This is a genomic window from Pedobacter sp. ASV12, assembly GCF_016429155.1.
Lineage (GTDB): Bacteria > Bacteroidota > Bacteroidia > Sphingobacteriales > Sphingobacteriaceae > Pedobacter.
Map to the genome: position 1 here is coordinate 1 of NZ_JAELUC010000003.1, position 24563 is coordinate 24563.

Annotated in this window: 28 protein-coding genes; 13 read left to right on the plus strand and 15 right to left on the minus strand. The window is 43.6% G+C overall.

The genetic code is table 11. The annotated features are described in order from the left end of the window. The 3 genes from JHD69_RS01700 to JHD69_RS01710 all read right to left on the minus strand — a co-directional run. A partial coding sequence (locus JHD69_RS01700) for an RNA polymerase sigma factor (RefSeq protein WP_370583444.1) occupies positions 1–477 on the minus strand: 477 nt, incomplete at its 3' end. A 35-nt stretch (positions 478–512) separates the two neighbouring features. Continuing rightward, complete coding sequence (lipA, locus tag JHD69_RS01705; RefSeq protein WP_199136699.1) at positions 513–1394, minus strand: lipoyl synthase; 882 nt, start codon at positions 1392–1394, stop codon at positions 513–515. A gap of 170 nt (positions 1395–1564) precedes the next feature. Further along, positions 1565–2020: a GNAT family N-acetyltransferase gene (locus JHD69_RS01710; RefSeq protein WP_199136701.1), complete on the minus strand. Its 456-nt coding sequence runs from the start codon at positions 2018–2020 to the stop codon at positions 1565–1567. Positions 2021–2296: 276 nt separating this feature from the next. Here JHD69_RS01710 and JHD69_RS01715 point away from each other — a divergent pair, with 276 nt between their 5' ends. Beyond that, complete coding sequence (locus JHD69_RS01715; RefSeq protein ID WP_199136703.1) at positions 2297–3814, plus strand: malate:quinone oxidoreductase; 1518 nt, start codon at positions 2297–2299, stop codon at positions 3812–3814. A 74-nt stretch (positions 3815–3888) separates the two neighbouring features. Here the strand turns inward: JHD69_RS01715 and ytxJ are convergent, their stop codons facing one another. The 3 genes from ytxJ to JHD69_RS01730 all read right to left on the minus strand — a co-directional run bounded on the left by ytxJ (position 3889) and on the right by JHD69_RS01730 (position 5888). Then, complete coding sequence (gene ytxJ / locus JHD69_RS01720) at positions 3889–4218, minus strand: bacillithiol system redox-active protein YtxJ (RefSeq protein ID WP_199136705.1); 330 nt, start codon at positions 4216–4218, stop codon at positions 3889–3891. A gap of 199 nt (positions 4219–4417) precedes the next feature. Continuing rightward, positions 4418–4909: a 6,7-dimethyl-8-ribityllumazine synthase gene (gene ribH / locus JHD69_RS01725; RefSeq protein ID WP_199136707.1), complete on the minus strand. Its 492-nt coding sequence runs from the start codon at positions 4907–4909 to the stop codon at positions 4418–4420. A 310-nt stretch (positions 4910–5219) separates the two neighbouring features. Beyond that, a complete protein-coding gene (locus JHD69_RS01730; protein ID WP_199136709.1) occupies positions 5220–5888 on the minus strand; it encodes a tetratricopeptide repeat protein in 669 nt (222 codons plus the stop codon). A 293-nt stretch (positions 5889–6181) separates the two neighbouring features. Between JHD69_RS01730 and recF the strand changes: the two genes are divergently transcribed. Both recF and JHD69_RS01740 read left to right on the plus strand, forming a co-directional pair. Further along, the gene (gene recF / locus JHD69_RS01735) at positions 6182–7285 is read left to right on the plus strand and encodes a DNA replication/repair protein RecF (protein ID WP_199136711.1); all 1104 of its coding nucleotides are present in this window, start codon (positions 6182–6184) and stop codon (positions 7283–7285) included. Further along, on the plus strand, positions 7278–7568 hold the full coding sequence (locus tag JHD69_RS01740) for a DUF721 domain-containing protein (protein WP_199136713.1): 291 nt from the start codon (positions 7278–7280) through the stop codon (positions 7566–7568). The genes recF and JHD69_RS01740 overlap by 8 nt, the downstream gene beginning before the upstream one ends. Positions 7569–7606: 38 nt before the next feature. On the opposite strand, the gene JHD69_RS01745 is transcribed toward JHD69_RS01740, so the two are convergent. The 3 genes from JHD69_RS01745 to JHD69_RS01755 all read right to left on the minus strand — a co-directional run bounded on the left by JHD69_RS01745 (position 7607) and on the right by JHD69_RS01755 (position 9074). Then, the gene (locus JHD69_RS01745; protein WP_199136715.1) at positions 7607–7780 is read right to left on the minus strand and encodes a hypothetical protein; all 174 of its coding nucleotides are present in this window, start codon (positions 7778–7780) and stop codon (positions 7607–7609) included. A 46-nt stretch (positions 7781–7826) separates the two neighbouring features. Next, positions 7827–8549, minus strand: a complete 723-nt coding sequence (locus JHD69_RS01750) for an FKBP-type peptidyl-prolyl cis-trans isomerase (protein ID WP_199136717.1) — start codon at positions 8547–8549, stop codon at positions 7827–7829. A gap of 105 nt (positions 8550–8654) precedes the next feature. Beyond that, positions 8655–9074 (minus strand): nucleoside-diphosphate kinase, encoded by a 420-nt coding sequence (locus JHD69_RS01755; RefSeq protein ID WP_199136719.1) that lies wholly within the window; start codon positions 9072–9074, stop codon positions 8655–8657. 117 nt (positions 9075–9191) lie between these two features. Between JHD69_RS01755 and JHD69_RS01760 the strand changes: the two genes are divergently transcribed. The 4 genes from JHD69_RS01760 (at position 9192) to JHD69_RS01775 (ending at position 13357) form a co-directional block, all read left to right on the plus strand. Beyond that, positions 9192–10202 carry a DHH family phosphoesterase gene (locus JHD69_RS01760; RefSeq protein ID WP_199136721.1) on the plus strand — a complete coding sequence of 337 codons (1011 nt, stop codon included), beginning with the start codon at positions 9192–9194 and terminating at the stop codon, positions 10200–10202. Between the two features lie 30 nt (positions 10203–10232). Then, positions 10233–11228: an FKBP-type peptidyl-prolyl cis-trans isomerase gene (locus JHD69_RS01765; RefSeq protein WP_199136723.1), complete on the plus strand. Its 996-nt coding sequence runs from the start codon at positions 10233–10235 to the stop codon at positions 11226–11228. Positions 11229–11333: 105 nt separating this feature from the next. Continuing rightward, on the plus strand, positions 11334–12101 hold the full coding sequence (locus JHD69_RS01770; protein WP_199136725.1) for a TatD family hydrolase: 768 nt from the start codon (positions 11334–11336) through the stop codon (positions 12099–12101). A 233-nt stretch (positions 12102–12334) separates the two neighbouring features. Continuing rightward, entirely contained in the window at positions 12335–13357 is a 1023-nt protein-coding gene (locus JHD69_RS01775) for an asparaginase (protein WP_199136727.1), read from the plus strand. On the opposite strand, the gene JHD69_RS01780 is transcribed toward JHD69_RS01775, so the two are convergent. Then, a complete protein-coding gene (locus tag JHD69_RS01780; RefSeq protein WP_199136729.1) occupies positions 13354–13584 on the minus strand; it encodes a (4Fe-4S)-binding protein in 231 nt (76 codons plus the stop codon). The two genes, JHD69_RS01775 and JHD69_RS01780, sit on opposite strands and share 4 nt — an antisense overlap. A 50-nt stretch (positions 13585–13634) precedes the next feature. Here JHD69_RS01780 and JHD69_RS01785 point away from each other — a divergent pair, with 50 nt between their 5' ends. Together JHD69_RS01785 and JHD69_RS01790 are read left to right on the plus strand one after the other, a co-directional pair. Beyond that, positions 13635–14216, plus strand: coding sequence for a methyltransferase domain-containing protein (locus tag JHD69_RS01785; protein WP_233165625.1), 582 nt, complete (start codon positions 13635–13637; stop codon positions 14214–14216). A 2-nt stretch (positions 14217–14218) separates the two neighbouring features. Next, a complete protein-coding gene (locus JHD69_RS01790; RefSeq protein ID WP_199136731.1) occupies positions 14219–15634 on the plus strand; it encodes an MBL fold metallo-hydrolase in 1416 nt (471 codons plus the stop codon). Between the two features lie 26 nt (positions 15635–15660). Here JHD69_RS01790 and JHD69_RS01795 read toward each other — a convergent pair whose 3' ends face one another. Together JHD69_RS01795 and JHD69_RS01800 are read right to left on the minus strand one after the other, a co-directional pair. Further along, entirely contained in the window at positions 15661–16758 is a 1098-nt protein-coding gene (locus JHD69_RS01795; RefSeq protein WP_233165626.1) for an AhpC/TSA family protein, read from the minus strand. A gap of 66 nt (positions 16759–16824) precedes the next feature. Beyond that, positions 16825–18003 (minus strand): TlpA disulfide reductase family protein, encoded by a 1179-nt coding sequence (locus JHD69_RS01800; protein WP_199136735.1) that lies wholly within the window; start codon positions 18001–18003, stop codon positions 16825–16827. A 182-nt stretch (positions 18004–18185) separates the two neighbouring features. Here JHD69_RS01800 and JHD69_RS01805 point away from each other — a divergent pair, with 182 nt between their 5' ends. Both JHD69_RS01805 and JHD69_RS01810 read left to right on the plus strand, forming a co-directional pair. Continuing rightward, positions 18186–19259: a sensor histidine kinase gene (locus tag JHD69_RS01805; RefSeq protein ID WP_199136737.1), complete on the plus strand. Its 1074-nt coding sequence runs from the start codon at positions 18186–18188 to the stop codon at positions 19257–19259. Beyond that, positions 19256–19921: a LytR/AlgR family response regulator transcription factor gene (locus tag JHD69_RS01810; RefSeq protein WP_199136739.1), complete on the plus strand. Its 666-nt coding sequence runs from the start codon at positions 19256–19258 to the stop codon at positions 19919–19921. Before JHD69_RS01805 ends, JHD69_RS01810 begins: the two co-directional genes overlap by 4 nt. A 59-nt stretch (positions 19922–19980) precedes the next feature. Here the strand turns inward: JHD69_RS01810 and JHD69_RS01815 are convergent, their stop codons facing one another. The 3 genes from JHD69_RS01815 to JHD69_RS01825 all read right to left on the minus strand — a co-directional run bounded on the left by JHD69_RS01815 (position 19981) and on the right by JHD69_RS01825 (position 22355). Further along, on the minus strand, positions 19981–20751 hold the full coding sequence (locus JHD69_RS01815; RefSeq protein ID WP_199136741.1) for a hypothetical protein: 771 nt from the start codon (positions 20749–20751) through the stop codon (positions 19981–19983). Between the two features lie 99 nt (positions 20752–20850). Then, entirely contained in the window at positions 20851–21324 is a 474-nt protein-coding gene (locus tag JHD69_RS01820; RefSeq protein WP_199136743.1) for a YdeI/OmpD-associated family protein, read from the minus strand. Positions 21325–21371: 47 nt separating this feature from the next. Continuing rightward, positions 21372–22355 carry an alpha/beta hydrolase gene (locus JHD69_RS01825; RefSeq protein WP_199136745.1) on the minus strand — a complete coding sequence of 328 codons (984 nt, stop codon included), beginning with the start codon at positions 22353–22355 and terminating at the stop codon, positions 21372–21374. Between the two features lie 147 nt (positions 22356–22502). Between JHD69_RS01825 and JHD69_RS01830 the strand changes: the two genes are divergently transcribed. After that, positions 22503–23474, plus strand: a complete 972-nt coding sequence (locus JHD69_RS01830; protein WP_199136747.1) for a polyprenyl synthetase family protein — start codon at positions 22503–22505, stop codon at positions 23472–23474. Next, entirely contained in the window at positions 23475–24518 is a 1044-nt protein-coding gene (locus tag JHD69_RS01835) for a TerC/Alx family metal homeostasis membrane protein (protein WP_199136755.1), read from the plus strand. Positions 24519–24563 lie beyond the last annotated feature (45 nt).

Genomic DNA, 24563 nt, shown 5'->3' on the forward strand with positions numbered 1-24563 from the left:
CCCCCCCCCCCCCCCCCCCCCCCCCCCCCCCCCCCCCCCCCCCCCCCCCCCCCCCCCCCCCCCCCCCCCCCCCCCCCCCCCCCCCCCCCCCCCCCCCCCCCCCCCCCCCCCCCCCCCCCCCCTTTTAGATGTGTATAAGAGACAGGCCGAATTCCTAAAATCTTTCGAACGTAGTTTGTCAATTGACAGGTTGCGGGCAACATTCATCATCCAGGTGAACAAACGTCCTTTTGAGGGATCGTAGCCTTCTGCTGAGTTCCATATTTTAACGAAAGTTTCCTGTAATAAATCTTCGGCCAGTTCAATAGGTTGAACAATGCGCGAAATTACACCAAGCAAGGCTCCAGAATACATGCTGTACAAGGCCTTAATAGCAATTGTATCACGCCTTTTAAGGGCGCTTACCAATTCTTCTTCAGAAAGTGTTATTTTTTTAGTGGTTGCCAATGGTGCTAATATACAGAATACTATAAACAAGATGCTAAGAAAAATGTTTGCACTTGGATATTTTTTTAAAAATCAAACAAGTGCTTTTCTGCATGATAGGAGGAACGTACCAAAGGGCCGCTCTCCACATATTTTAAGCCTTTGGCCAAACCAATTTCCTTGTACTTGGCAAATTGGTCGGGATGGATCCAATCTACTACCGGATGATGTGCTCGGGTTGGCTGCAGGTATTGGCCCAAAGTAAGAATGTGTACGCCGTTTGCTACCAGATCGTCCATGGCTTCTAAAATATCCTCTTCGGTTTCGCCAAGGCCAAGCATGATTCCGGTTTTGGTTCGAAGACCAAATTCAGAAATACGTTTCAGGGCCTCTAAGCTTCTGTCGTACTTGGCTTGGATGCGTACCTGTCTGGTTAGGCGCCTTACGGTTTCCATGTTGTGCGATACAACTTCGGGTCTTTCTTCCAATACCCGGTAAAGGTTATCCCATTGGCCCTTAAAATCGGGAATCAAGGTTTCTAAAGTGGTTTCCGGACTTTCACGTCTGATGGCCTGTAGCGTTTCGGCCCAAATGATCGAACCGCCATCTTTAAGATCATCTCGGTCAACAGAGGTAATTACGCAATGTTTTACCTGCATCAGCTTTACCGAATTGGCTACACGGGCTGGTTCGTCGGTATCAACTGCTAAAGGACGGCCTGTGGCCACCGCACAAAAAGAACAAGAGCGTGTACAAATGTTGCCCAGGATCATAAAAGTTGCCGTGCCGGCACCCCAGCATTCGCCCATGTTGGGGCAATTGCCACTCTCGCAAATGGTATGCAGCTTATGCGTATCGACTAAACTGCGCACTTGTGCATATTCTTTGCCAACGGGTAATTTTACCCTTAACCAGTCGGGTTTGCGGGGGGCTTGGGTTACAGCCGGAACTACAGGAAGTTCAATCATAGTACAAAGTTAAGCAATAGGATTGACAAGTTGGAAAACCGAAATGTTTGAATGTTGTAAATATATAAGGATTGCTGAGAATGGCTATCTTGTTTTAATTGTTGGCCATAGCCTGGTATGCCGAATGGTAGTATTGATGAATTGTTAAGCCGCAAGCTTCAGCCCATGGGCTACAGGCTGTCAACCATCGGCTTCCAATCGAATACCACCTGCCGTTTGTTTTCCTCAAAGCCTAACCGTTTATAAAATTCATGGCTTGCTAATCGTACTACGTTGCACCTTACCCTCATTTTCTCTACTTCAAATGCCTGGCTCCAAATTTTGACTGCCTTGATCAGTTTTTTGCCTATTTGCTGTCCCCTGAAGCCTGCTTCTACCACCAAGCCTAAGATTTCAACAAAAGCCGGGCTTTCTAAGGTAAGTTGGTAAGTGCCATGGATCCAGCCTACGATTTGGTCGTCGGCAATTGCTATAAAAATGCTGTCGGTTTTGCTGCTGATTAAATTTTGCAGGCGCTGGGCAAAGGCCACTGGTTCGTTGGCGTAGCCCAATTGGGCAGTTAATCGGCAAAGCTGTTGGGCTTGGATTTCGTTTATTGCGACTAGCTGTTGGATGCTGATTTTCACTGTATTGGTGTTTTTGGGGTAAAAGATTGAAAAATCGTGATGGTTGCCTCAAAATCTGCTCATTATCGTTCAAATTTAAATTTATAAAGCTTAAATTTGTGCACTAACCAAAGAAAATGTCTGTTTGGCCTTTGTGGCTGATGGAAATCTGTCTATGTTCTAGCGTAGTCATCCTGTTGTTGAACGCAAATTGATTTAATTAGACTAACATGACTGTTAAGTGATTGTTTGGCATCGATTGTGCTAAGTAACTTACAGATTTTATTTGGTTGTAAAATGAGCAGAAAAAGAAAGACGGTTGCTGAAACCGACACAGATGTGATTCTGATTGGTGCTGGCATTATGAGCGCCACACTGGGGATGTTGTTAAAAGAACTGGAACCAAGCCTAAGCATTGAAATTTATGAACGCTTGGATATTGCGGCCGCCGAAAGTTCGGATGCTTGGAACAATGCAGGTACGGGGCACTCGGCGTTTTGCGAGCTGAATTATACACCCCAAAAGCCTGATGGTTCGGTGGATACCAAAAAAGCGGTTCAGATTGCCGAATCTTTTGAGGTTTCCAAACAGTTTTGGACCTACCTGGTTGAGCAGAACATTCTTTCTGATCCGCATACCTTTATTAGAAATATTCCGCACCTGAGCTTTGTTTGGGGCGAAGAAAATATCAAATTCCTGAAAACCCGTTACGAGGAACTGCGCAAATGCAACCTGTTCGAGGAGATGGAATACACCGAAAACCCAGCTACCTTAAAAGAATGGGTACCATTGATTATGGAGGGCCGCGACAGCAACGAAAAAGTAGCGGCTACCAAAATGGATCTGGGTACCGATGTGAACTTTGGGTCATTAACGCGCGAAATGTTCAGCTACTTGGGCAAACAAGAAAAAGTAAGCTTGTTTTTCGATCATGAAATCCGCGAATTGGACAAAACGGCCAGTGGTGCCTGGGAGGTGAAGGTTAAAGACCTTGACAATGGCAAAAAACGTAAACGTCTAGCCAAATTTGTATTTATTGGCGCTGGTGGAGGCTCGTTGCCATTGCTTGAAAAATCCGATATCCCCGAAGGAAAAGGTTTTGGCGGTTTTCCGGTAAGCGGACAATGGCTAAAATGCACCAACGAAGAGGTGATTGCGCGCCATCATGCCAAAGTTTATGGCAAGGCTGCGGTTGGTGCGCCGCCAATGTCGGTGCCGCATTTGGATACCCGCATGATTAATGGCAAACAAGCCCTCCTTTTTGGACCTTATGCAGGTTTCTCGACCAAATTTTTAAAGCATGGGTCGTTTTTGGACTTGCCTTTATCGATCAAGTTCAACAATATCCGCCCGATGATCGCTGCGGGACTGCACAACCTAGACCTGACCAAATACCTCATCGAGCAAGTGCGCCAATCGCCTGAAGACAGGATGGTGGCTTTAAGAGAATATTTGCCCAATGCCGATATGAAGGATTGGGAGCTGGAAACAGCCGGACAGCGTGTACAGGTCATCAAAAAAGATGAAAAAGAAGGCGGTATTTTAGAGTTTGGTACCGAAGTGGTAAGTGCTGCCGATGGTTCGATCGCTGCTTTGCTGGGCGCTTCTCCTGGTGCTTCAACCGCGGTTTCTATCATGCTCGATTTATTGGGGCGCTGTTTCAAAAAAGAAATGCAGAGTGCCAAATGGTTGTCTAAAATCAAACAGATTATTCCGACCTACGGACAGAAACTGGCCGAAAATGAAGCGCTTTGCCACGAAACAAGGCAACATACTGCCGCAACACTGAAGCTTAACAGCTTGGTTGAAGGCTAATAGGGTAGAGGCTTGGAAGGCAAAAGCGTCTTTAAATGGATTTAGCTTGTGAAGTTTTGAAAACTTCGCAAGTGTTAAATCATCGTTTCTACAATTTCTGCAACAGAAATGTCGCTATGCGAAGAATCCAAGATACATTCGCCGTCTTTGATCAGTAAAGCCTGTGGCGATTCGTGGTGAACCTGGAAAGTTTCGGCAATAAGGGCAGAAATATCCCTGTGGCTAATCAGGTCTAAAAAATAAAGCGGGGTGTTTTCGGGTATGGCGTTCCAATCGAATTCAAAATTCCTTTTGGCCATCAAACTGATTGAACAACGGGTACTGTGCTTAAAAATTACACTGTAGCCTTTTGCGAGTTTAATGTCGTTGATTTGTGCTGGATCACTCAGGTTTATCCATTGCATTTTGCTATTATCTCCTTCTTTTTCCTTCTGGATAAGAGCTGTAGGCAGGGCAAAGACGAGAAGAGCAGGATTCTAATATGGCAATTGCGCAGAACAAGAATAATAGAAGAATAGCTACTTTTTTCATCGACTTTTTATTTAAAGAATTTCCTGATTAAAGCTCTAAATTACAAATTTTTGTGAATAACAAGCAAGCGAATTAAATTGTTGCCGCAAAGTGCGCCATTTTTAATGCGGTGATGGCCGCTTCATCGCCTTTATTGCCATGTTTGCCTCCAGCCCTGTCTAGGGCCTGTTGCTCGTCGTTGGTGGTTAATACACCAAAAATAACCGGTTTGCTGTGCTTAATGCCTACATTGGTAATGCCATTGGCAACGGCTTCGCAAATGAAGTCGAAATGTTTCGTGTCGCCCTGAATTACGCAACCCAAACAGATTACCGCGTGAAGTCCAACTTGTTGGGTCAACAGAATTTCTGCTGCTGCGGTGAGTTCAAAACTGCCCGGTACAGGTGCCGAGATAATGTTTTCTTCTTTTACGCCATGTTTAAGCAGCGTATCGTAAGCGCCTTGGTAAAGCGCACCGGTAATTTTAGCATTCCATTCTGCGACTACGATTGCAATTTTAAAACCAGATCCATCTGGGATGGTAGTATGCGAAAAATCCGATAGGTTTTTGAGGTGTGTTGCCATGCTACAAAGATAGGATTATGCTTGCAATGTTGTAAGACCGAAAAGTTGTAATGTTGTAAAGTTTTGCTTTAGCTGCTGCAACTAGCTCTTCAAGCTATTGAGATCCAAATCGGCAAATTGCAACTCAGGCGTCTTAGGCGGCGAAACAACCAAGCCTTTCCTTGCGGTTGTTTTTTTAACCATTAAGATACAATAAGGAGAACAGAAGCTCAGGTGTCTTAGGTGGTGAAAATACCAAAACATATTAGTAATACACATAAAAAAAGAGAATGTCTTTTGAACATTCTCTTTTAAGCCGAATTAACGGAAATTATTTTGCTTGAGCTTCAGCACGAGCGATATATTCATCGATCATGGCTGCTTCTTGGCTGTCGGGGAATTGAGACTTGATTTTGTTGTAAGCTTCTGCAGCGCCTTTAAAGTCTTTCAGCTGCTCGTTTACCAATCCTAATTTTTTAAGGAACATCGGCGAAGTGAATTTGTTTGCCGATTTATCAGCCGCTTTTTTGTAGTAAGTAGCTGCTTGTTTAAAATCCTTCAGTTCGCTGTACGCATCGCCCAAAAGGCCTAATGCCAATGGGTCGGCAACCGGACTTCCAGTAGCTGTGTATTTGCCCAATGCCTCAGTCGCTTTTTTGTATTCGCCTTTACGCAGATAAATACCGCCTAGATAAAGATTAGCCAAATTAGCCGATTTGGTGTTTTCGTATTCTGCAGCGATTTTTTCCAAACCTGGATAACCACCTTCGCCATTAATGGCAATGTTAGCCAACGAATCAACGCCTACATATTGCTCAGCTTTGAACATCTCGCCAGCTGCTTTTTCTGCCCTGTTTTTAAGGTAAACACCTTGATACCAAAAATAAATACCAATTAAAACTACGATAGCTCCGGCAATAAAGGCCAAGCTTTTGGTGTTTTCTTGTATAAAAGAACCCTTTTTCACAGGCTGGTTAGTTTCTTTCTCTGTTGTAGACATTTTATTTTAAAAAATTAAGGATTGCAAAAATACATTTTTCAATGGAAGTATCAACCCCTTTTTTAACTATTTAGTAAAGAGCCTGTTTAAAACTTAGCTGCCAATTTGTTCAGGCTTCCTTTTGGCTGTGGCTTCGTTGCGTTTTTCTGGGTTGGTAACGTTGCTTTCTCCTCAAAAACAAGCTTCATTATGCCCAAAAATAAATGCTGGACATTTTCGTGCCATAAATTTTAAACAGACCCTCAACTTTAGTCAATTAGCACCGCTAAAAAAAGTAACTTTGGCGTTATCATATGTGGCTTAAAAATATTACACTGCTCAATTTTAAAAACTATGCGGCTGCCGAGCTTAGTTTTTCTAAAACCGTAAATGCCTTTGTGGGCAACAACGGGGCCGGAAAAACCAATCTGCTCGATGCGGTGCATTACCTCTGCCTGTGCAAAAGCTATTTTAATCCCATAGACAGCCAGCAGATCAAAACTGATGAAGAACTTTTTTTGGTGCAGGGCGATTTTGACCGCAAAGACAAGAACGAAAAGATTACCTGTGGCCTTAAACGCAACCAGAAAAAGCAGTTTAAGCGCAACAAGAAAGAATACGACAAACTGGCCAACCATATCGGGCTTTTTCCCTTGGTCATGATTTCGCCTTACGATATCAACCTGGTGATGGATGGCAGCGAAGAGCGGAGAAGGTTTATAGACAATGTAATTTCGCAAACCGATGCCGATTACCTCGATGAGCTGATCGTTTACAACAAACACCTGCTCAACCGCAATGCCTTGCTAAAGCAGGTGGCGGCCACCCGCAAGCTCGATATTGCCCTGCTCGAAATATTGAACGAGCAACTGGTGCAGTCGGGTACCAAGATCTTCGAAAAGCGCAAGCAGTTTCTCGCCGATTTTATCCCACTGTTTAACCAGCACTACAGCTACCTTAGCGGCGATGCCGAACAGGTGTCGCTAATTTATCAGTCGCAACTGAACGAGCAGGATTTTGAACAGCTATTGGCTCAGTCAATAGAAAAGGATCGTTTACTTGAGCGAACCACTACCGGTATCCATAAAGACGAGCTTTTGTTTGCCATCAGGGATATGCCGCTGAAGAAATTTGGATCACAAGGACAGCAGAAATCCTTCCTCATTGCCTTAAAACTGGCGCAGTACAGCTACCTGCAAAAATCGAAAGGCTTTAAGCCCTTGTTGCTGCTGGATGATATTTTCGACAAGCTCGACGATTTAAGGGTGCATAAGCTCATGGAAATGGTTTCGCACCACGATTTTGGCCAGCTCTTTATTACCGACACCAGCAAAGAAAGAGTAAATTCTATTTTTAATGCTATTCATGTTAACGTAACTTTGTTCGAAGTAGCCAACGGAACAATCAGCCATGCGTAAACCCAACGATATTACCCTCAAGGAAGCCCTCACCAAGATGCTTTCGGTTTACCGTTTGCGTGGCAAATACGACGAAACCGGCGTGGTGGCGCATTGGCCCGAGCTGATGGGCACTGCGGTAGCCAATAGAACGACCCAGATTTATGTGAGTCAAAGAAAGCTGTTTGTTCGCATCGAATCGTCGGTAATTAAAAACGAACTGCTCCTGGTACGCACCGGAATTATCCAAAAACTGAACGAACGCGCCGGAGCGGAGGTCATTACCGAAATCGTTTTTTTATAGCACAAAAAAATCCCGAAGTCTCCAACGGGATTTAAGGCTTAGTCTTTATTGCCGAATATCTTGGAAATTAACCAGATGATCAAGGCTAATACAACGACGACTACAATGATGCCGGTCCAAACGCCGGCTTTGAATATGCCTTCTACAAGTTCGCAGCTGCTCAATGTTGTGCAGGCGAGTGCAATAAAGGCCAATGGAATGTATTTGTTCATGGTGAGCTGATTTTTTTATACAACAGCACAAGCCAAAAATAGTTTCCTATTGTTCGATTTTAATCAGTTCCACTTCAAAAATCAAGGCACTGAAAGGAGGGATGCCACCCGTTGCCCTTGAGCCATAAGCCAGGTTTTGCGGAATAAAGAAACGGAATTTCGAACCTTCGGGCATCAGTTGCAAGCCTTCGGTCCAGCCAGAAATGACTTGGTTAAGGCCAAATGTAGCAGGCTCTCCACGGTCGTAAGAACTGTCGAATTGTGTTCCGTTGAGCAAGGTGCCTTTGTAGTGAACGGTAACCCGGTCGGTAGCTTTAGGCTTGTTGCCGGTTCCCTGCGTAATTACTTCGTACTGCAGGCCGCTGGCAGTGGTGTGAACACCGGATTTGGCTTTGTTGTTGGCAAAAAAAGCTTTGCCTTCGTTAATGTTAGCGCCGTATTTTTCTTTTCCGGCTTCTTCAAAAAACCTCACTACGGCCTGTTGGCATTGCTCTTGGGTAAGCGATGGATTGGCACTGGCAAAAACATCTTTAAGCCCTTTGCTAAACAACTCATAGTTGAGGCTGCTTACGCCCCCCGACTTGAAGTTGTTGGCTACATTGAGGCCCAGGGCATAACTGGCCGAATCGGTATTGGTTTTAAAAACGGGTTTGGCAATGGGCTTGACAGCAGCCGAAGGCTTTTTGGCCGGTGCAGCTTTCCCTTTGGTTTGGGCATTGGCGCTCAATCCAACTGTTGCGACTAGAGCGGCTATAAATATTTTCTTCATTAATTAGTTTTAAAAGCCGAAAGATACAAAATAAAAATACCTACAAAAAAAATACGTCACCCAGAACTTATGTCCAGGTGACGTATCCCTAAAATTTCCTTTTGCTTAGAAACGCTCTGCAGCGGTGAAGAAGAAATCGCCTTCGATTTGTGCGTTCTCGTCCGAATCAGAACCGTGAACAGCATTAGCATCGATAGATTTGGCATATTTCTGACGGATGGTTCCTTCGGCAGCTTCGGCAGGGTTGGTAGCGCCAATCAGGTTTCTGAAATCTTCAATCGCATTGTCTTTTTCCAGGATCGCCGCAACAATAGGGCCCGACGACATGAAGCTTACCAAGTCGTTGTAGAAAGGACGCGCTTTGTGCACGGCATAAAACTCGCCAGCTGATTCTGGAGTCAATTGGGTGTATTTCAAGGCAATGATCTTAAATCCTGCATTGGTAATATCGTTAATGATTGCGCCGATATGCCCGTTTGCAACTGCATCAGGCTTAATCATTGTAAATGTTCTATTTGTAGCCATTTTTATATTTGTTTCAAATTTTTGCAAAAATACACTTTCTTCGCTTAATATTAAAGGCCGAAAGAATAAAAGCTGTCAATTAAACCTAAAATCATTAGCTTTGCTGGCGAAAAAATTATGATATCCATTTCCGAATTAAAAACGTTGTTGGCTACGCCACAGAAGATTGTCATCACCACGCATCACAAACCCGATGGCGATGCAATGGGCTCGTCTTTGGGGCTGTATGCCTTTTTAATTCAGAAAGGCCATCATGTACAGGTGATTACGCCAACCGATTATCCTGATTTCCTGCACTGGATGCCGAACAATTCTAATGTCATTATCTATACCGAGGCAGTGGAAAAATCGATACAGCTGGTTAACGAGGCCGCCTTGATTTTTTGCCTGGACTTTAATACGCTGAGCAGGATCAACGAGCTGGGCGAACATATCCGTAAGGCGCCGGGGTTAAAGCTGATGATAGACCATCACTTAGATCCAGAAGATTTTGACGATTACCGCCACTGGAATATCAATGCCTGTGCCGCGGCCCAATTGGTTTACGATTTCATCAAGAACGAGCTAGGCGAAGGCGAACTGATCAATAAAGACGTGGCGGCTTGTTTATATACAGGCATCATGACGGATTCTGGTTCTTTCCGTTTTCCTTCGGCTACTTCAACGGTGTATCGCATTGCGGCCGACCTGATCGACCTTGGTGCCGAACATTGGCGCATCCACCAGCTGGTATACGATAATGCCTCAGAAAACCGTTTACGTTTTCTAGGCCATTGCCTGTCTAACAAATTGGAGATTTTAAGAGAGTTCAATACCGCCATCATTACAGTCAATGCCGAAGAGCTGAAAACCTATCAGATTGCTACTGGCGATACCGAGGGCATCGTAAATTATGCGCTTTCTATCAATGGTATTAAACTGGCGGCTTTTATTATTGAAAGAACTGATAAAGTTAAGCTATCTTTACGCTCGACCGGCGATTTTCCGGCGAACGAAATTTGTAAGAAATACTTTGATGGCGGTGGACACCGGAATGCGGCAGGTGGGGCATCAGAACTAAGTTTGCAGCAAACCGTTGAGAAGTTTAAATCCATCCTGCCAGAATATAAAACACAACTATTACAATAATTGAGGAACAAAAAAAACAATAAATAAAAAATGAAAAAAAGTTTAGTAATTCTTTTAGCAGCTACCGTAGGCCTAGCCGCTTGTAACAGAGAGAAAAAAGGTCCGGGAGGTTTGCTATACACCATCCACCATTCTGATAGCAAAGACAAAATCAAAGAAGGCGATATCGTTAAAATGGATTTCGTTCAGAAAAACGATAAAGACTCAGTTTTCTTCAGCACTTATGAAAACGGAATTCCTCAGGTTTTCCCTGTAGGCAAGAAAAGCTATGCCGGCGATATGAACGATGTGCTTTATCTTTTTGGCGAAGGCGATAGCGCTACATTCAAATTGAATTTGGATACCATGGCTTTCTACCAAAAACAACCTAAGCCGGAACCGTTCAAAAACGATAAATACATGACTTTTACTGTTAAAATTCATAAAGTATTCAAGAAAAACGCAAACGAGCCTGATTCGGTATTCCATAAAAGAGCAAATGAGTATTTCCAAAAGGATTACCAAACCACTATGGACAACATGAAAAAAGCCGAGCCAGCAAAAATCAAAGCTTACATTGCTGATAAAGGCCTTAAGACCAAAACTACCCCTAGCGGCATCGAGTATGTTGTGGTAAAAGAGGGTAGCGCAGAAAAAGCAACAACCGGCGATACCTTGATGGTAAACTACACCGGCAACCTGATTAAAAAAGACGCCAAAGGCAAATACAAAATATTCGACACAAGCGATGAGAAAATAGCCAAAGAAGCCAAGCTTCAGGCATCTGGCAGAACTTATGGCCCTACCAAAATGGTTGTAGGCGGTTCTATTCCAGGCTTTAGCGAAGCTTTGACCCTGGTGGGTAAAGGCGGTAAGGTTACCGTTATCCTTCCTTCGAGATTGGCTTATGGCGAGCAACCTATCCCGCAAGCGGGTATCGGTGTAAACTCTCCATTGGCTTTCGATATCGAAATTGTAGATATCATTAAAGGAAAAGCACCTGTTGCGGCACCGCCAGTACCGGTAGCTTCTACACCAAAACAATAAGATTACCCAGGAAATTGAAAGCCCCATCTGATGCAGATGGGGCTTTTTTGTAAAATCAGTTTTTTGTGGTGATAGAAAGCTCAATAAATGCCCTTAACTTTGTATATGTTGTTAACCGATACCCATACCCATCTTTACTACGAAGCCGATCTGGCCAAAAGAACGCAGCTGATGCAACGCTGTTTAGATAACCAAGTGAAGCGCCTTTTTTTGCCGAACGTTGATGTAGCCTCTATTGCTATGATAGACGACCTGGTGCGGCAATATCCCGAAAACTGTTTTGCCATGGCCGGCTTGCACCCCTGCGATGTAAAAGAAGGCTATGAAAGCCAGCTGGAAACCATTTTTAAAAGTATAAACGGTCGACAGATTTATGCCATTGGCGAAATTGGCATTGATTTGTACTGGGACAAAACCACTTTGGCCCTACAACAAGATGCTTTTAGGCAGCAGATCAATTGGGCCAAAGAACTAGGCTTACCTATCGTGATCCATTGCAGAGAGGCTTTCGACGAAGTTTTTGAAGTGCTCGAAGACCTGAAAGACGAGAAGCTCCGTGGTATTTTCCACTGCTTTACGGGTAGTCTGGCACAGGCCGAGCAAGCCATTGCACTGGGTTTTTACCTGGGCATTGGCGGGGTAGTTACCTATAAAAAAGCGGGTTTGGATTTGGTATTGGCTCAAGTTCCGCTTCAACATGTGGTATTAGAGACCGACTCTCCCTATTTGGCCCCTGTTCCATTTAGAGGCAAGCCCAACGAAAGCAGCTACTTGGTGCATATTGCCCAAAAAGTGGCCGATATTTATGGTTTGAGTATAGGGGAAGTAGCCGAAGCAACCACGGCAAATTCGCGAGAAATTTTTGGAGTTTAGGCAGGATCTGCTGGGATTAGCTTTGGTTTTGTAAACAATTGCTTTCTGATAATTTGGCAAATAATCAATGTGATTTCGTTTGCATTTTTTGAAATTTTAAATAGAAGCTATTTTTTATTATAAATTTGTTATTCTTTGTGGCAAAGAAAGGGTTTTGTTGCAAATCGTTAAAAAGGCTTTGGAAAATGAAATAACATTCCAAATTTGCACAAGTAAAATAGTTAATCTGGCCAATGACCAAAATTCTCATCATCTACACCGGCGGTACCATCGGTATGGTAAACGATGCCAAAACAGGTACGCTTATTCCTTTCGATTTTCAGCAAATTCAAGAGAATGTGCCCGAGTTGGCCCGCTTAAATTACCAGCTGTCGGTACACTCTTTCGATCCGATTTTGGATTCATCGAACATGAATCCGGAAATTTGGGCTTCCCTGGCCAAATTGATCCGCGATGAGTATGAGCGCTTCGATGGTTTTGTGATTTTGCATGGTTCAGACACCATGTCTTTTACCGCGTCGGCACTAAGCTTTATGCTGCAGCACTTGGCCAAGCCTGTTGTTTTAACGGGTTCGCAGTTGCCTATTGGCGAAATCAGGACAGATGCCAAAGAAAACCTGATTACGGCCTTAGAAATTGCAGCCACCAAAAAAGATGGCAAGCCCATGGTGCCAGAGGTTTGTATTTATTTTGATTATCAGTTGTTTAGGGGCAATCGTTCCATCAAATATAATTCGGAAAAATTTGAGGCCTTTTTGTCGCCCAATTATCCAATCTTGGCAGAAGCAGGAGTAAACCTGACTTTCTTTCCCAACTACATCCTGCCCGAACCTACTGAGCCTTTTCAGATCCATACAACCTTCAATGCCAATATCGGCGTATTGAAAATGTATCCCGGCATTACCGAAAGAGCGGTCAAAGCCATTACCGAATCGGCGGTTGACGCCATTGTGCTCGAAGCATTCGGTTCGGGCAATACCACTACCGCACCTTGGTTTATCGATTGCCTGCAACAAGCCATTGCCAATGATAAGATTATTGTAGACATCTCGCAATGCAAAGGCGGTTCGGTACAGTTGGGCTTGTACGAAACCAGTCGCAAGTTGCAACAAATGGGCATTGTAAGCGGTTACGATATGACTTTTGAAGCCACGGTAACCAAATTGATGTACCTGATGGGGCAGGGACTTGATAGGGCGGCCATCAAACAACTGCTGGAGATTTCTATTGCCGGCGAGTTGACGGTAGGCAATTAGCTTGCGGTGTCGCTATTCAAAGTATAGCTGAGTGCGCCAGAAGGGCAGTTTTTTACCTGCGCAATGATTTCTTCGGTAGTGGCACCCAAAGGTTCTATCCAAGGTCTTATTGTTGGATTGAAGACCTGGGGCAAGCCCCTAAAACAAATGCCCGAATGTATGCACTTGGCAGGTTGCCAAATAATGGTTACTGCTCCGTTGGTATATTTTTTGGTAATGTCTCTCATGGTAAAGAATGATAATTAAATATAAGATTTTAATTTAAGCAATCAAAGAATTGAAAGTTACTGATAAAATCTATTGGGAAAATCGCTATGCCGAACACCAAACGGGTTGGGATTTGGGCCAGTGCTCACCACCTTTGCAAGCCTATATCGATCAGCTCGAAAACAAAGAACTGTCAATTTTAATACCCGGTTGTGGCCGGGCGTACGAAGCAGGTTATTTGTTGGCCAATGGCTTTACCCAGGTTACGCTCATTGATATTGCCGAAAACCTGGTTGCCCAGTTGCAACAACAATTTAAACATACGCCTGTCAAGATCCTGAAAGCCGATTTCTTTAGTTTGGAAGGCCAATTCGATTTGATTTTGGAGCAGACTTTTTTCTGTGCCATCCGTCCCGAACAGCGTAAAACTTATGTAAACAAAGTGGCCGAATTATTGAAACCTCATGGAAAATTGGTTGGTTTGCTGTTCGATAAGCAGTTCGAAACCGATGGGCCGCCTTTTGGAGGTTCTGTTGCCGAATATGAGGAATTGTTTAGGGAGCAATTTAGGCTTCGAAAACTGGAAAAGGCGTATAATTCTATAAAGCCAAGGCAAAACGCCGAGGTTTTTATTAATTTTATAAAAAAATAGAGATGAAGATTGAGCAAATTTATACGGGATGTTTAGCCGAAGCGGCTTATTATATTGAAAGCAAAGGCGAAGCCGCCATCATTGACCCCCTGCGCGAGGTAGAGCCTTATCTTAAAAAGGCCGCTCAGCATGGCGCTACCATCAAATATATTTTTGAAACTCATTTTCATGCCGATTTTGTTTCTGGTCACGTCGATTTGGCCGAGAAGTCAGGGGCTCAGATCATTTACGGTCCAACAGCAAAAACCGAATTCGAATCGCACATCGCAACCGATGGCGAGCAGTTTAAAATTGGCGATTTGACCATTACCGCATTGCACACCCCAGGACATACGCCAGAATCGACCACTTACTTGCTTACCGATGCCAATGGCAAGGACTATTGCATTTTCACCGGCGATACATTGTTTATCGGTGATGTTGGTCGGCCAGATTTAGCCCAAAAAGGCACATTAACCATGGAAGATATGGCCGCTACGCTCTATGATTCCTTGCACGACAAGATCATGGTGCTGGCCGACGATGTGATCGTTTACCCGGCTCATGGCGCAGGTTCTGCCTGTGGCAAAAACATGAGCAAGGAAACTTTTGATACCCTTGGCCATCAAAAAGAAGTGAACTACGCTCTAAAAGCCGGTTCGAAAGCCCAATTTATCCAAGAAGTAACGGCAGGCATTTTGCCTCCGCCCCAATATTTTGCCAAAAACGCGGCCATGAACAAAGGTGGCTACGAAAGCATTGACGAAGTATTTGAAAAAGGACTGATTGCCTTGGCGCCAGCCGAGTTCGAAGAAATGGCCAACCAAACAGGAGCCCTGATTTTAGATACCAGAGATCCACAGGTTTTTGCACAAGACTTTATACCCAATTCGGTAAACATTGGCTTAAATGGCCAGTTTGCTCCATGGGTTGGCGCATTGATTACGGATTTGAAACAAGAACTGTTGCTGGTTACCGACGAGGGTAAGGCTGAAGAAGCCATTACCCGCTTGGCCAGGGTAGGCTATGACAATACAATTGGTTACTTAGAAGGAGGTATCGAAGCCTGGAAGGCCGCCGGCAAGGAAACCGACCAGATCCAATCGATCAGTGCGGCTGAATTTGAAAGCATCGTTAACGGCAACCCTCATGTAAATGCCCTTGACGTGCGCAAACCTGGCGAGTACGAAGCCGAACACTTGGAAGCCACGTTAACCCGTCCGCTGGATTACATCAACGACTGGACGGCAGAAATCAGTCCCAACGAAACTTATTACATCCATTGTGCTGGTGGTTATCGTTCGATGATTGCCGCATCTATTCTAAAGGCACGCGGGGTAGACAAAGTAATCGATGTGGCTGGAGGCTATGGCGCCATTAAAAACACCAGCCTTAAGCGTACGGATTTTGCCTGCCCAAGCAAGGCCATGAAAGCCTAGTAGAAAACAGTTAATTCGTGTAAGGATTATCGCAAAAGCTCACCCAGTTTCTGGATGAGTTCGGAGCCACGCAGGTTTTTGGCAATAATGGTACCTTGTTTATCGATCAGGAAATTGGTGGGAAAGGAAAAGATATTATAAATCATTATGGCAGCGTTATTTTTGCCATTACTTACATCGGTTACATTCTCCCAAAGTAATCCATCTGCTTTGATGGCTTGTAGCCATTCCTTTTTATCTGTTTCGACGGCTACGCCCAATATGTTGAAACCCTTATCCTTAAAAAGCTGGTAGGCTTTTAGCAGATTTACGTTTTCATGTCTGCAGGGGCCACACCAAGAACCCCAAAAATCCAATAAAATATATTTGCCCTTGATGTTGGAGAGCTTTACCTTTTTATCGTTGACATTTGACAGCTCAAAATCTACATATTTATCACCTACCTTAATCTCTTTGCTTAGTCCAATAAACTGCCTAATTTGTTGTCCGGGTTTGCTCTGTTTCACGGTTGCGCTAAAGCGCTGATAAAGTTCTTCGGCATTTTGCCTGCCCCAGTTGGTGCTGAAAATATTTAAAATAAAAGCCGATACCACAGAGTTGGGGTGCGATTTTACAAAGTTTTTTCCGGCTTCGGTTTCGGCAAGCTGAAGTTTCTCGTATTGGTCCCATTTTTCTTTATCCTTGATGGAATCCTGTTTGGTATCGATTTTTTGCAGGCTGTCTTGCTGTGCACGGATTCTGTTCATGATAGAAGAGAATTCTTGAAATTCTTGGGATGCTACCGATCCTTTTATGGCCAAATTATTGAAGTCTCCCTTTTTAACGGTCACGCTTAGCGCTGCGGGTTCAAGCCAAATCATCGCCTGGTCCTTACTGTCGGCAGTACGAAGAACAGCCATATAGTGTTTTTCTTTTAAGGGGCCTGCAAAAGAAAATTGACCATTTTTGACGACTGCAGAGTCAATCCTTTCAGGTTTTTGATCAGTATGGAAGATTTGTAGGAATAGTCGGCTTCCATCTGGAAGGCCAAAACTTGTGCCTTTTAGGTTAAAATTTTGCGCATCGCTGCTTAGGGCTGTTGTCAACAGCAGGAATAAAAGGCATGTTCTTTGAGCAAACTTCATAGGTTAGATAGGGTAGTTGAAGCGCAATATACAGAAATTTTAAAACAGCGATAAGTGTCAAAATTTTTAAGGCCGGCTAAGCAATTTTAAAATCTCCTTTTCAACTTGTTTTTCGTCCATGCCTTCGCTCACATAGGTGATTTTACCATTTTTATCGGTTAAAACAACTACCGGATAGGCATAAATGCCAAGCGAGTTGGCCAATTTTTCGCCATCGTAAAGCATGGTATAAGCGGGTTGTTCTCTTTTGTAAAAGAAACCAACTTCTTCTTTTTTTTCGTAAGCATTAATGCTCAGGATTTCTACCCGTTTGCCATATTTCTTTTGCAGTTCCTTCATTTTGGGAAAGGCCAGCATGCAGTAGCCACAGTTTTTGATCCAGAACTCCAGCAGCACGGGTTTGCCTTTCAGCTTTGCCGATTGCAGGGTATGGGAGGCGTTGAGGCTATAAACCGGGAGCGACCAATTTAACAACGGACTGCCCGGTTTTACCAATGGGTTCCTGGTTTCTTTCTTTTGAGGCGCATAGCCGGTATAACTCGAAGAATACCATGAATTTTCTGATGGGATTTTAGGGTTGATCTTGATGTCGGTGAAAACGGTTTTGGTGTAATATTGATCTTTCGAAATGCTGTTGCCGTCAAAAATCATATAAGGCAGGAAAGTTTTTTTGTCGATAATCAGCTTGTAGTACTTGGTTACCTCGCTATCAAAGCTCGAAAAACCATTGGGGAATTCCATCGATTTTTTGTGGAGCTCGAATTTAACCAGGTCATAGCTTTTACCGTCTACTACGGTATCGGCCAATGATTTTGGAATGCTGGTATCTTGCAACAGTTGGGGCAAAACCAAACGAATGGCCGTGATAGAATTGTAAAGCAGGGATAAACCATTAAGCTGTTTAACGGTTTTTTTTTCCAAGTCAATGGTTTTGTTTTGCTGATCCAGGTAAAAATATTCTGTTCCGTTGTAAACTTGTAGTGCGCCTGGCGAACTAAGCTGGAAGCGGGCCGTTTTTCCATCTACGGCATTATTGTACTCAAAATAGCTGTCGCCACTGTTCTTGGCAAAATAATCGTCCTTAAAATTGTTGATTTCGCGGTAGCTGTGATACGAAATGGATTTCAACTTGTTCAAGGTTTCATGCGTTTGGCTCAGTACAGCCTCTGCTGTTTGGGGTTTTGGGGCTGAAACACCGTTGCTTAATGCCAAGGCAGTGATGATGAAAGGAATGGAAGTTTTCATGTGTATTGGGTTTTGTTCGTCAAACTTAGACCGAAATGGGTTAAGAATTTTTGAATTTAGACCGGAACCCAAGGTAATTCGACGAATATGTCGTTTTAGGCGTTAGTCTAAAAAAACGGGCAATTAGTCGAAAGGCTGAGCAGGCAAGTTGGGCACTAGAAAATATTATCTACCTTGGCCATATGTTTAAACTGAAGAGCAGAACCGATATCAAATATTTTAAGATAGAGCTGTTCTTTTTCATTTTTATCTGCTATCTCGGTTCTATTATCAGTGATATCGAATATAGCTTCTACGAAGAAAACAACGTTTGGAAATTTACAGAGGCCCTCGAATACAGACTGGTTATAGGCACATATTCTTTTGTATTTTATGGGATTTATTATTGGGCCTTTTTAAAGAGCTATGTCTTCAGAAAAAAAACGTTGCCAATCTTGCTGAGCATTGTTTGCTTTATTCTGCTGAGCCATCTTTATAACAAATACCTGATGAACTGGTCAATCGTGCAGCTGCCTTTTGTTTCCGAAAAACTGAAGCTGGACGCATTAAAGGAGCTCAATCGGCCAACTTTGTATTTCATCGTGAGCTATACGCTCAACCGCATCTTGTTTACCATTATTGGCTTTACTTTTCTGATCAGGTCTTTGCAACAAGACGAGCAACTCAAAGCGATGAAAGAACAACAATTGCTGTCTGAACTTACCTATTTAAAGGCCCAGCTGCAACCCCATTTCTTTTTCAATACGCTTAACAACATTTATGCGCTGGCTCTTAAGCAATCAAAAGATACTGCGCCATTAGTAGCCAAATTATCGGAAATGATGCGTTATATGCTGTATCAGGCCGATCAGGAGCAAGTGCTTTTAAAAGATGAAATCGCTTTCGTGAAGAATTATGTGGAAGTGGAGCAAATCCGTTATCGCGATTCTATTGCTATCCAATTGGTTGTACAAGGCATCCGGGCCCACACCACAATTAGCCCTTTGTTGCTGTTGCCTTTTGTAGAAAACGCCTTTAAACATGGGGTTGCGGAAGAACGGGGCGAAGGGTTTGTGCATCTTGTAATTTGCCAAACCGAAGCCGAGCTGTTAATGGAAATCAGCAACAGTATAGCCACGGGCCATATAAAAACTGGAGGAATAGGACTGGCCAACGTACAAAAAAGATTGGAGCTGCTTTACCCTCATGGCTATAAGTTGGAGCAACAGGCCGACGAAAAAACTTATCAGGTACGCTTAACTTTGCAAATGAAATGATCAATTGCCTCATTGTAGACGACGAACCTTTGGCCCAAGATATTTTGGCTACCTATGTGCAAGATACGAGCTCGCTGTGCCTCGTGAAAACCTGCAATACGGCATTAGAAGCTTTTGAGGTTTTGCATCAGGAAAAAATAGACTTGTTGTTTTTAGACATCAAAATGCCTGGCCTCAGCGGAATAGACCTGGTCAAATCGCTTAAAAACCCGCCAGCGGTTATATTTACAACGGCCTATTCGGAATATGCGGCGGCCAGCTACGATTTGGAAGCAGTAGATTATCTGCTAAAACCCATTACCCAAGCGCGTTTTGACAAGGCGCTGGCCAAATTCTTGAAGCTGCAGCCTGTGGCAGAAGCCACCCCTAATTTTACTTATTTCAAGGTATCTGGCAAATTGGTGAAGGTATTGCACGACGATATTTTATATGCCCAGTCGATAAAGGATTATATTTTGTTGCACACCTTGCTTGGCAACCACATTGTACACATGACCATGAAATACCTTGGCGAGTTGTTGCCCGAAAAGGAATTTGTAAGGGTACACCGGTCTTATTTGGTGAACAGGAATGCCGTACAGGTTATCGGTAAAGCCCATTTGCGCATCAACGAGAAAGAAATCCCTATCGGGGAGAGTTATAAAAGAGCGCTGGTTCAATAGTTCGTCAGCCCATTGGCATATTGATCTCTGGATTGAGCTTGGGCTTTCATCTGAACGAATTATTTTTGCTCTCTTTCAAAATAACTGCCAGTGTATTGGTAGGTAATAAATTTTGGCGTTACTTCACCGTTTGCTTTAACCAGCGGGATCTTGATTTCTTTTTTCGCCTCATCAAAATAGATCAGCTTTACAGGTCTTTCCTTCCGATCTGCCACAGAGAAGAAATCGAACTCGAAACCCAATGAATTGTGAAGGCCGCTTTTGGTTTTAATGAGGTCGATATCTGTTATTTGCCGGTTTTCGATTTTGAATAAACTGACGTTTTGGTAAGCCAGCTTCGTTGATAAAATAGCGTGGAGATAGCCGAGATAAATAGGTCCAGCGTTTGTTCTCATCGTAAATATTTCAGAAAAGAAGCCCTTGGCATCATCCGAAGAACCCATTGCTTTAGCTGATACGGTATTTCCAGTTTGATATTGGTAAACGTTTTCAAAAAAATGCATGGTTCCACCGGTATACGTATCCCATGAGTAAATTCTAAATTTTTTATCGGCCGATGTAGCGATGGTCAAGCCTTCTTTTTGTAGTGCTTTAAAGTCATTACGCAGCGTTAAGGGCTGATTTTTGGTGTATTTAAGTAGTTTTTTCTTTAATAAACTGTTTTCTTTGTTTAGCGAATCTCCAACACTTAGTTTATCTCGATATCCGATCTCCGACCAGTAATGGATTCTCTTTAAGTTTTTTAACAGGTCTTTTTCAATCATGGATAAGCTTTGACCGTACGCTGTTGCCGATATGGCAATTAAAATGATTGTAAACAATTTTTTCATTGGTTTGGCGGATTGTTAAGGCGTTAACAATAAATTAGATACTTCCTGAGCAATTTTCGTCCGATTCTCGAATCACAATGTCTGCAAACGGCCAACTGATTAAGGTATGCGCACCTGTTTGGCCTTTTGCTGAAGCTGTACAATTACTTTGTCGATGTTGTTCTGCATGGTTTCGGCGGTTTTGAGGTAATAGAGGTATTTGAGAATATCCTTTTTTCTGGTGGCGCTAAGCTGGTCGAATTCTTTTTCGAGTTGGTTTGTTTTGAGCGAAGCAGCCAGCATCTCTGGCATGTCGTACATTTTTTCTACCAGTTCGTCGTTTTGCTCGATGGCAAAAACAGCGGTCTCGCCTACAGCTGTTTGACCGCCTTTCATCATGATCAGGTTTACAAATAATCGGTGGGGCGAGTTTTTTACCGGCACCAAGGTCTGCTTAAAATCGAAGCCATTAATTTGGCCTTTGATGCGGATATAGCCCTTCTCTTTGGTAAGCTTTTGCGTAATCTCTAAAGGTGCATCAACTGCCCAATTGATGCCTGTTTTGTAAATCACAGCTTTGAAATGATGTTTCATAATAATGTTAAACTTTCCGATCTTCAATCCATCTCATCCTCAACCCTCTACCGCTCAAGCCTCGCTTTAATAAACCCATCCATGGCTTTTTCAACTCCCGGTATGTCTTTAGAGGTAATCGAAGAGCCGATTACGTGATTGCCGGCATTAGGAATGGCTATTTGCTCTTTTTGCTTGGCTGGTGTGCCCAATTCGTTAAACATTTTGAGCATAGCATCTACGCGCACCACCGGGTCTTGTTCCGTTTCGTTTTTATAATAGTACAGCAGCAATACCGGCTGTTTTACCTTGGCAAATAATTCGGGCACCATGGCGGTTTCGAGCATTTCCTGAAGTGCTACAGTAGACTCTAAACGGTAATGCGTGTACCAGTATTTCCGATAATCAAGCTCTTTGTCGTCCACTTTTCGTTCGTCGCCACCAATTACCTGCCGGGCAATTTGCAAGCCCCAAGGATTGTTCAGCATCCATGCCTTGGAGTCGTTAATGGCAATATTGGGCGATAGCAGTACCAGGCTGTTTACTTCCGGATAAGTAGCCGCCAGTTGCAAAGCCAAGCTTCCGCCAGTAGAAGTACCCATCAAGATTACTTTTTTGCCCAGTTTTTTGCCAATGGCATAAGCCAGTTTACCGCTTTCCCAAAGTTTGTCGGCAGTAAAGTATTGCATGGGCGCTAGGGTGTCGAGCCCATGATCGGCCAAGCGCGAAAGGTAAAGATTGGCGTGCAGGGCCTTGGCTAAATAATAATAAGCGGGATCTCCTTCTTTTTTAGAGGCCGAAAAACCATGAAGGTAAACTACGGCGTATTCGGTTTGCTGATGAGTGCTGTCGGCCCAAACAATTTCGGCTTCGTTACCAGGTTTTATCTGGTATTTGGCTTCTTGCTGCGCTATAAAATCGGGTAATTGGTCGAGTGTCGGCACAGCAGGCAAGTGTTCGCTGTAGACTGGTTTTTTAGGGTGCGGACCAAGCAAATAAACAATGGTAAGTACTACAACCAACACGAGGAGTATGCCGAGAAATATTTTCATGACTTTGGGTTATTTGTTTTAATGGACGATTACTGGATCAGGAACCATGTTTTTCACAATTTTATACAACGTTTTGCACGAATAGTCTGATTAAAAATACGCTTTTAATGGAATTTAACTAAGTTTGCAAACACATTTTTAGCCCGAATGCCCGGAATAGACCAGATACAACAGCCCATTGCTGCAGAGATTAATGCATTTGAAGCAAAATTCAAGGATTCGATGCACAGCGATGCGCCGTTATTGAACCGAATTACCCACTACATTGTGAAAAGGAAGGGCAAGCAGATGCGTCCGATGTTTGTGTTTTTTGCCGCCAAGCTTTGTGGCGAGATTCAGGAATCGACCCACCGTGGCGCCGCCTTGGTAGAGCTTTTGCATACCGCTACGCTGGTACACGACGATGTGGTTGACAATGCCTACGAGCGTCGAGGCTTTTTCTCGATCAATGCCTTATGGAAAAATAAAATCGCAGTTTTGGTGGGCGATTATCTTTTGGCCAAAGGTTTGCTGCTTTCGGTAAACAATAACGAACATGCTTTGTTAAAAATAGTATCGGAAGCGGTACAGCAGATGAGCGAAGGCGAGCTGCTGCAGATTGAAAAAGTGAGGCGCATGGATATCAGCGAGGAACTGTATTTTGAGGTTATCCGCCAGAAAACGGCTTCCCTCATTGCTTCTTGCTGTGCCTGTGGAGCAGCTTCGGTAGGCGCTAGCGCCGAAACTATTGAAAAAATGCGCCTTTTTGGCGAGAAAGTAGGTATTGCCTTTCAAATTAAAGACGATACTTTTGATTTTGGTACCGACGATGTAGGCAAGCCTTTGGGCATCGACATCAAAGAGAAAAAAGTAACATTGCCCCTGATCTACGCCTTAAACAGGGCCGAAAAATCGGAGCGCAAGCGCATCATCAACCTGGTGAAAAACCATCAGGATGATCCGAAAAAGATACAGGAGGTCATCGATTTTGTAAACAGCAAGGAAGGCGTGCATTATGCCAACCAAAAAATGCTCGAATATCAAAAGGAAGCCTTTGATATTTTATACCAGTTTAGCGAAGGCGAAGCCAGAACCGGTCTGGAACAATTGGTAAGATACACTACTGAACGTAAAAAATAAATGTCGAACGAAATATTATTCATTGGCGGATTCCTGCTGTTTATTGTGCTGATCTTGGCCCTCGATTTAGGTCTTTTTAGCAAAACAGAGAAGGTAGTGAGCTTAAAGCAGGCCGGTATCATGAGTTTTGTAATGGTGTTGCTCGCACTCGGCTTTTATTTTCTACTGCTATTGGAAGGGCAGGAGCTGCATGGCATCGACACCTATGCCAAGCTCGAGCATATTGTAAAAGCACATCAGCATCAGATTACGCTCATTCCGGGCAATTTTGAGGAAAGCCTTCGCATTTACAAGCAGAACCTAGGCATAGAATTTTTAACCGGCTACGTTATCGAATACGCCCTTTCGGTAGATAATATTTTTGTCATCGTATTGATTTTTTCGGCCTTTGCCGTGCCCGAAAAATATTACCACAGGGTATTGTTTTGGGGTATTTTGGGCGCCATCATCATGCGCTTTATTTTCATCTTTGCCGGCGCAGCGCTAATCGGCAAGTTTGCGTGGATTTTATATGTATTTGGTGCCTTTCTCGTTTTTACAGGCATCCGCATGTTTTTTAGCAAGGAAGAAGACGATAAGATTGACCCCGAGAACCATAAGGTGGTAAAATTTGCCTCCAGGTTTTTTGCCATCCACCCTAAGTACGAAGGCAAGAAATTCTTTTTCAAGGTAAATGGCAAGACCTTGCTTACGCCTTTATTCCTGGTGCTGCTGATCGTAGAGTTTACCGACCTCATCTTTGCCGTCGATTCTATTCCGGCCATTTTTGCGGTAACCAAGGACGCCTACATTGTTTTCTTCTCGAACATCTTCGCCATTATGGGCCTCAGGTCTATGTTCTTCCTGCTGGTTAATATTATCCACAAATTCCATTACCTGAAAACAGGCTTGGCCGTATTGCTCACTTTTATTGGCATTAAAATGCTGGCACACGATTACCTTAAGTTCTGGGGCTTTACCACAGAACATTCGTTGCTGATTATTTTGTTTATCCTCACGGCCAGTATCGTTGCTTCTCTGGTATTTCCTAAAAAGAAAGCGTAGCATCATAAGGCCTGATTGTAAAAATTTTACAGCGTTGGGCTCAAG

Excerpts from the sequence above, each read along its gene's own strand:
- lipA (WP_199136699.1), bottom strand. The coding sequence starts at position 1,394 with ATGATTGAACTTCCTGTAGTTCCGGCTGTAACCCAAGCCCCCCGCAAA.
- JHD69_RS01715 (WP_199136703.1), top strand. The coding sequence starts at position 2,297 with ATGAGCAGAAAAAGAAAGACGGTTGCTGAAACCGACACAGATGTGATT.
- ytxJ (WP_199136705.1), bottom strand. The coding sequence starts at position 4,218 with ATGCAATGGATAAACCTGAGTGATCCAGCACAAATCAACGACATTAAA.
- ribH (WP_199136707.1), bottom strand. The coding sequence starts at position 4,909 with ATGGCAACACACCTCAAAAACCTATCGGATTTTTCGCATACTACCATC.
- JHD69_RS01730 (WP_199136709.1), bottom strand. The coding sequence starts at position 5,888 with ATGTCTACAACAGAGAAAGAAACTAACCAGCCTGTGAAAAAGGGTTCT.
- recF (WP_199136711.1), top strand. The coding sequence starts at position 6,182 with ATGTGGCTTAAAAATATTACACTGCTCAATTTTAAAAACTATGCGGCT.
- JHD69_RS01740 (WP_199136713.1), top strand. The coding sequence starts at position 7,278 with ATGCGTAAACCCAACGATATTACCCTCAAGGAAGCCCTCACCAAGATG.
- JHD69_RS01745 (WP_199136715.1), bottom strand. The coding sequence starts at position 7,780 with ATGAACAAATACATTCCATTGGCCTTTATTGCACTCGCCTGCACAACA.
- JHD69_RS01750 (WP_199136717.1), bottom strand. The coding sequence starts at position 8,549 with ATGAAGAAAATATTTATAGCCGCTCTAGTCGCAACAGTTGGATTGAGC.
- JHD69_RS01755 (WP_199136719.1), bottom strand. The coding sequence starts at position 9,074 with ATGGCTACAAATAGAACATTTACAATGATTAAGCCTGATGCAGTTGCA.
- JHD69_RS01760 (WP_199136721.1), top strand. The coding sequence starts at position 9,192 with ATGATATCCATTTCCGAATTAAAAACGTTGTTGGCTACGCCACAGAAG.
- JHD69_RS01765 (WP_199136723.1), top strand. The coding sequence starts at position 10,233 with ATGAAAAAAAGTTTAGTAATTCTTTTAGCAGCTACCGTAGGCCTAGCC.
- JHD69_RS01770 (WP_199136725.1), top strand. The coding sequence starts at position 11,334 with ATGTTGTTAACCGATACCCATACCCATCTTTACTACGAAGCCGATCTG.
- JHD69_RS01775 (WP_199136727.1), top strand. The coding sequence starts at position 12,335 with ATGACCAAAATTCTCATCATCTACACCGGCGGTACCATCGGTATGGTA.
- JHD69_RS01780 (WP_199136729.1), bottom strand. The coding sequence starts at position 13,584 with ATGAGAGACATTACCAAAAAATATACCAACGGAGCAGTAACCATTATT.
- JHD69_RS01790 (WP_199136731.1), top strand. The coding sequence starts at position 14,219 with ATGAAGATTGAGCAAATTTATACGGGATGTTTAGCCGAAGCGGCTTAT.
- JHD69_RS01795 (WP_233165626.1), bottom strand. The coding sequence starts at position 16,758 with ATGAAGTTTGCTCAAAGAACATGCCTTTTATTCCTGCTGTTGACAACA.
- JHD69_RS01800 (WP_199136735.1), bottom strand. The coding sequence starts at position 18,003 with ATGAAAACTTCCATTCCTTTCATCATCACTGCCTTGGCATTAAGCAAC.
- JHD69_RS01805 (WP_199136737.1), top strand. The coding sequence starts at position 18,186 with ATGTTTAAACTGAAGAGCAGAACCGATATCAAATATTTTAAGATAGAG.
- JHD69_RS01810 (WP_199136739.1), top strand. The coding sequence starts at position 19,256 with ATGATCAATTGCCTCATTGTAGACGACGAACCTTTGGCCCAAGATATT.
- JHD69_RS01815 (WP_199136741.1), bottom strand. The coding sequence starts at position 20,751 with ATGAAAAAATTGTTTACAATCATTTTAATTGCCATATCGGCAACAGCG.
- JHD69_RS01820 (WP_199136743.1), bottom strand. The coding sequence starts at position 21,324 with ATGAAACATCATTTCAAAGCTGTGATTTACAAAACAGGCATCAATTGG.
- JHD69_RS01825 (WP_199136745.1), bottom strand. The coding sequence starts at position 22,355 with ATGAAAATATTTCTCGGCATACTCCTCGTGTTGGTTGTAGTACTTACC.
- JHD69_RS01830 (WP_199136747.1), top strand. The coding sequence starts at position 22,503 with ATGCCCGGAATAGACCAGATACAACAGCCCATTGCTGCAGAGATTAAT.
- JHD69_RS01835 (WP_199136755.1), top strand. The coding sequence starts at position 23,475 with ATGTCGAACGAAATATTATTCATTGGCGGATTCCTGCTGTTTATTGTG.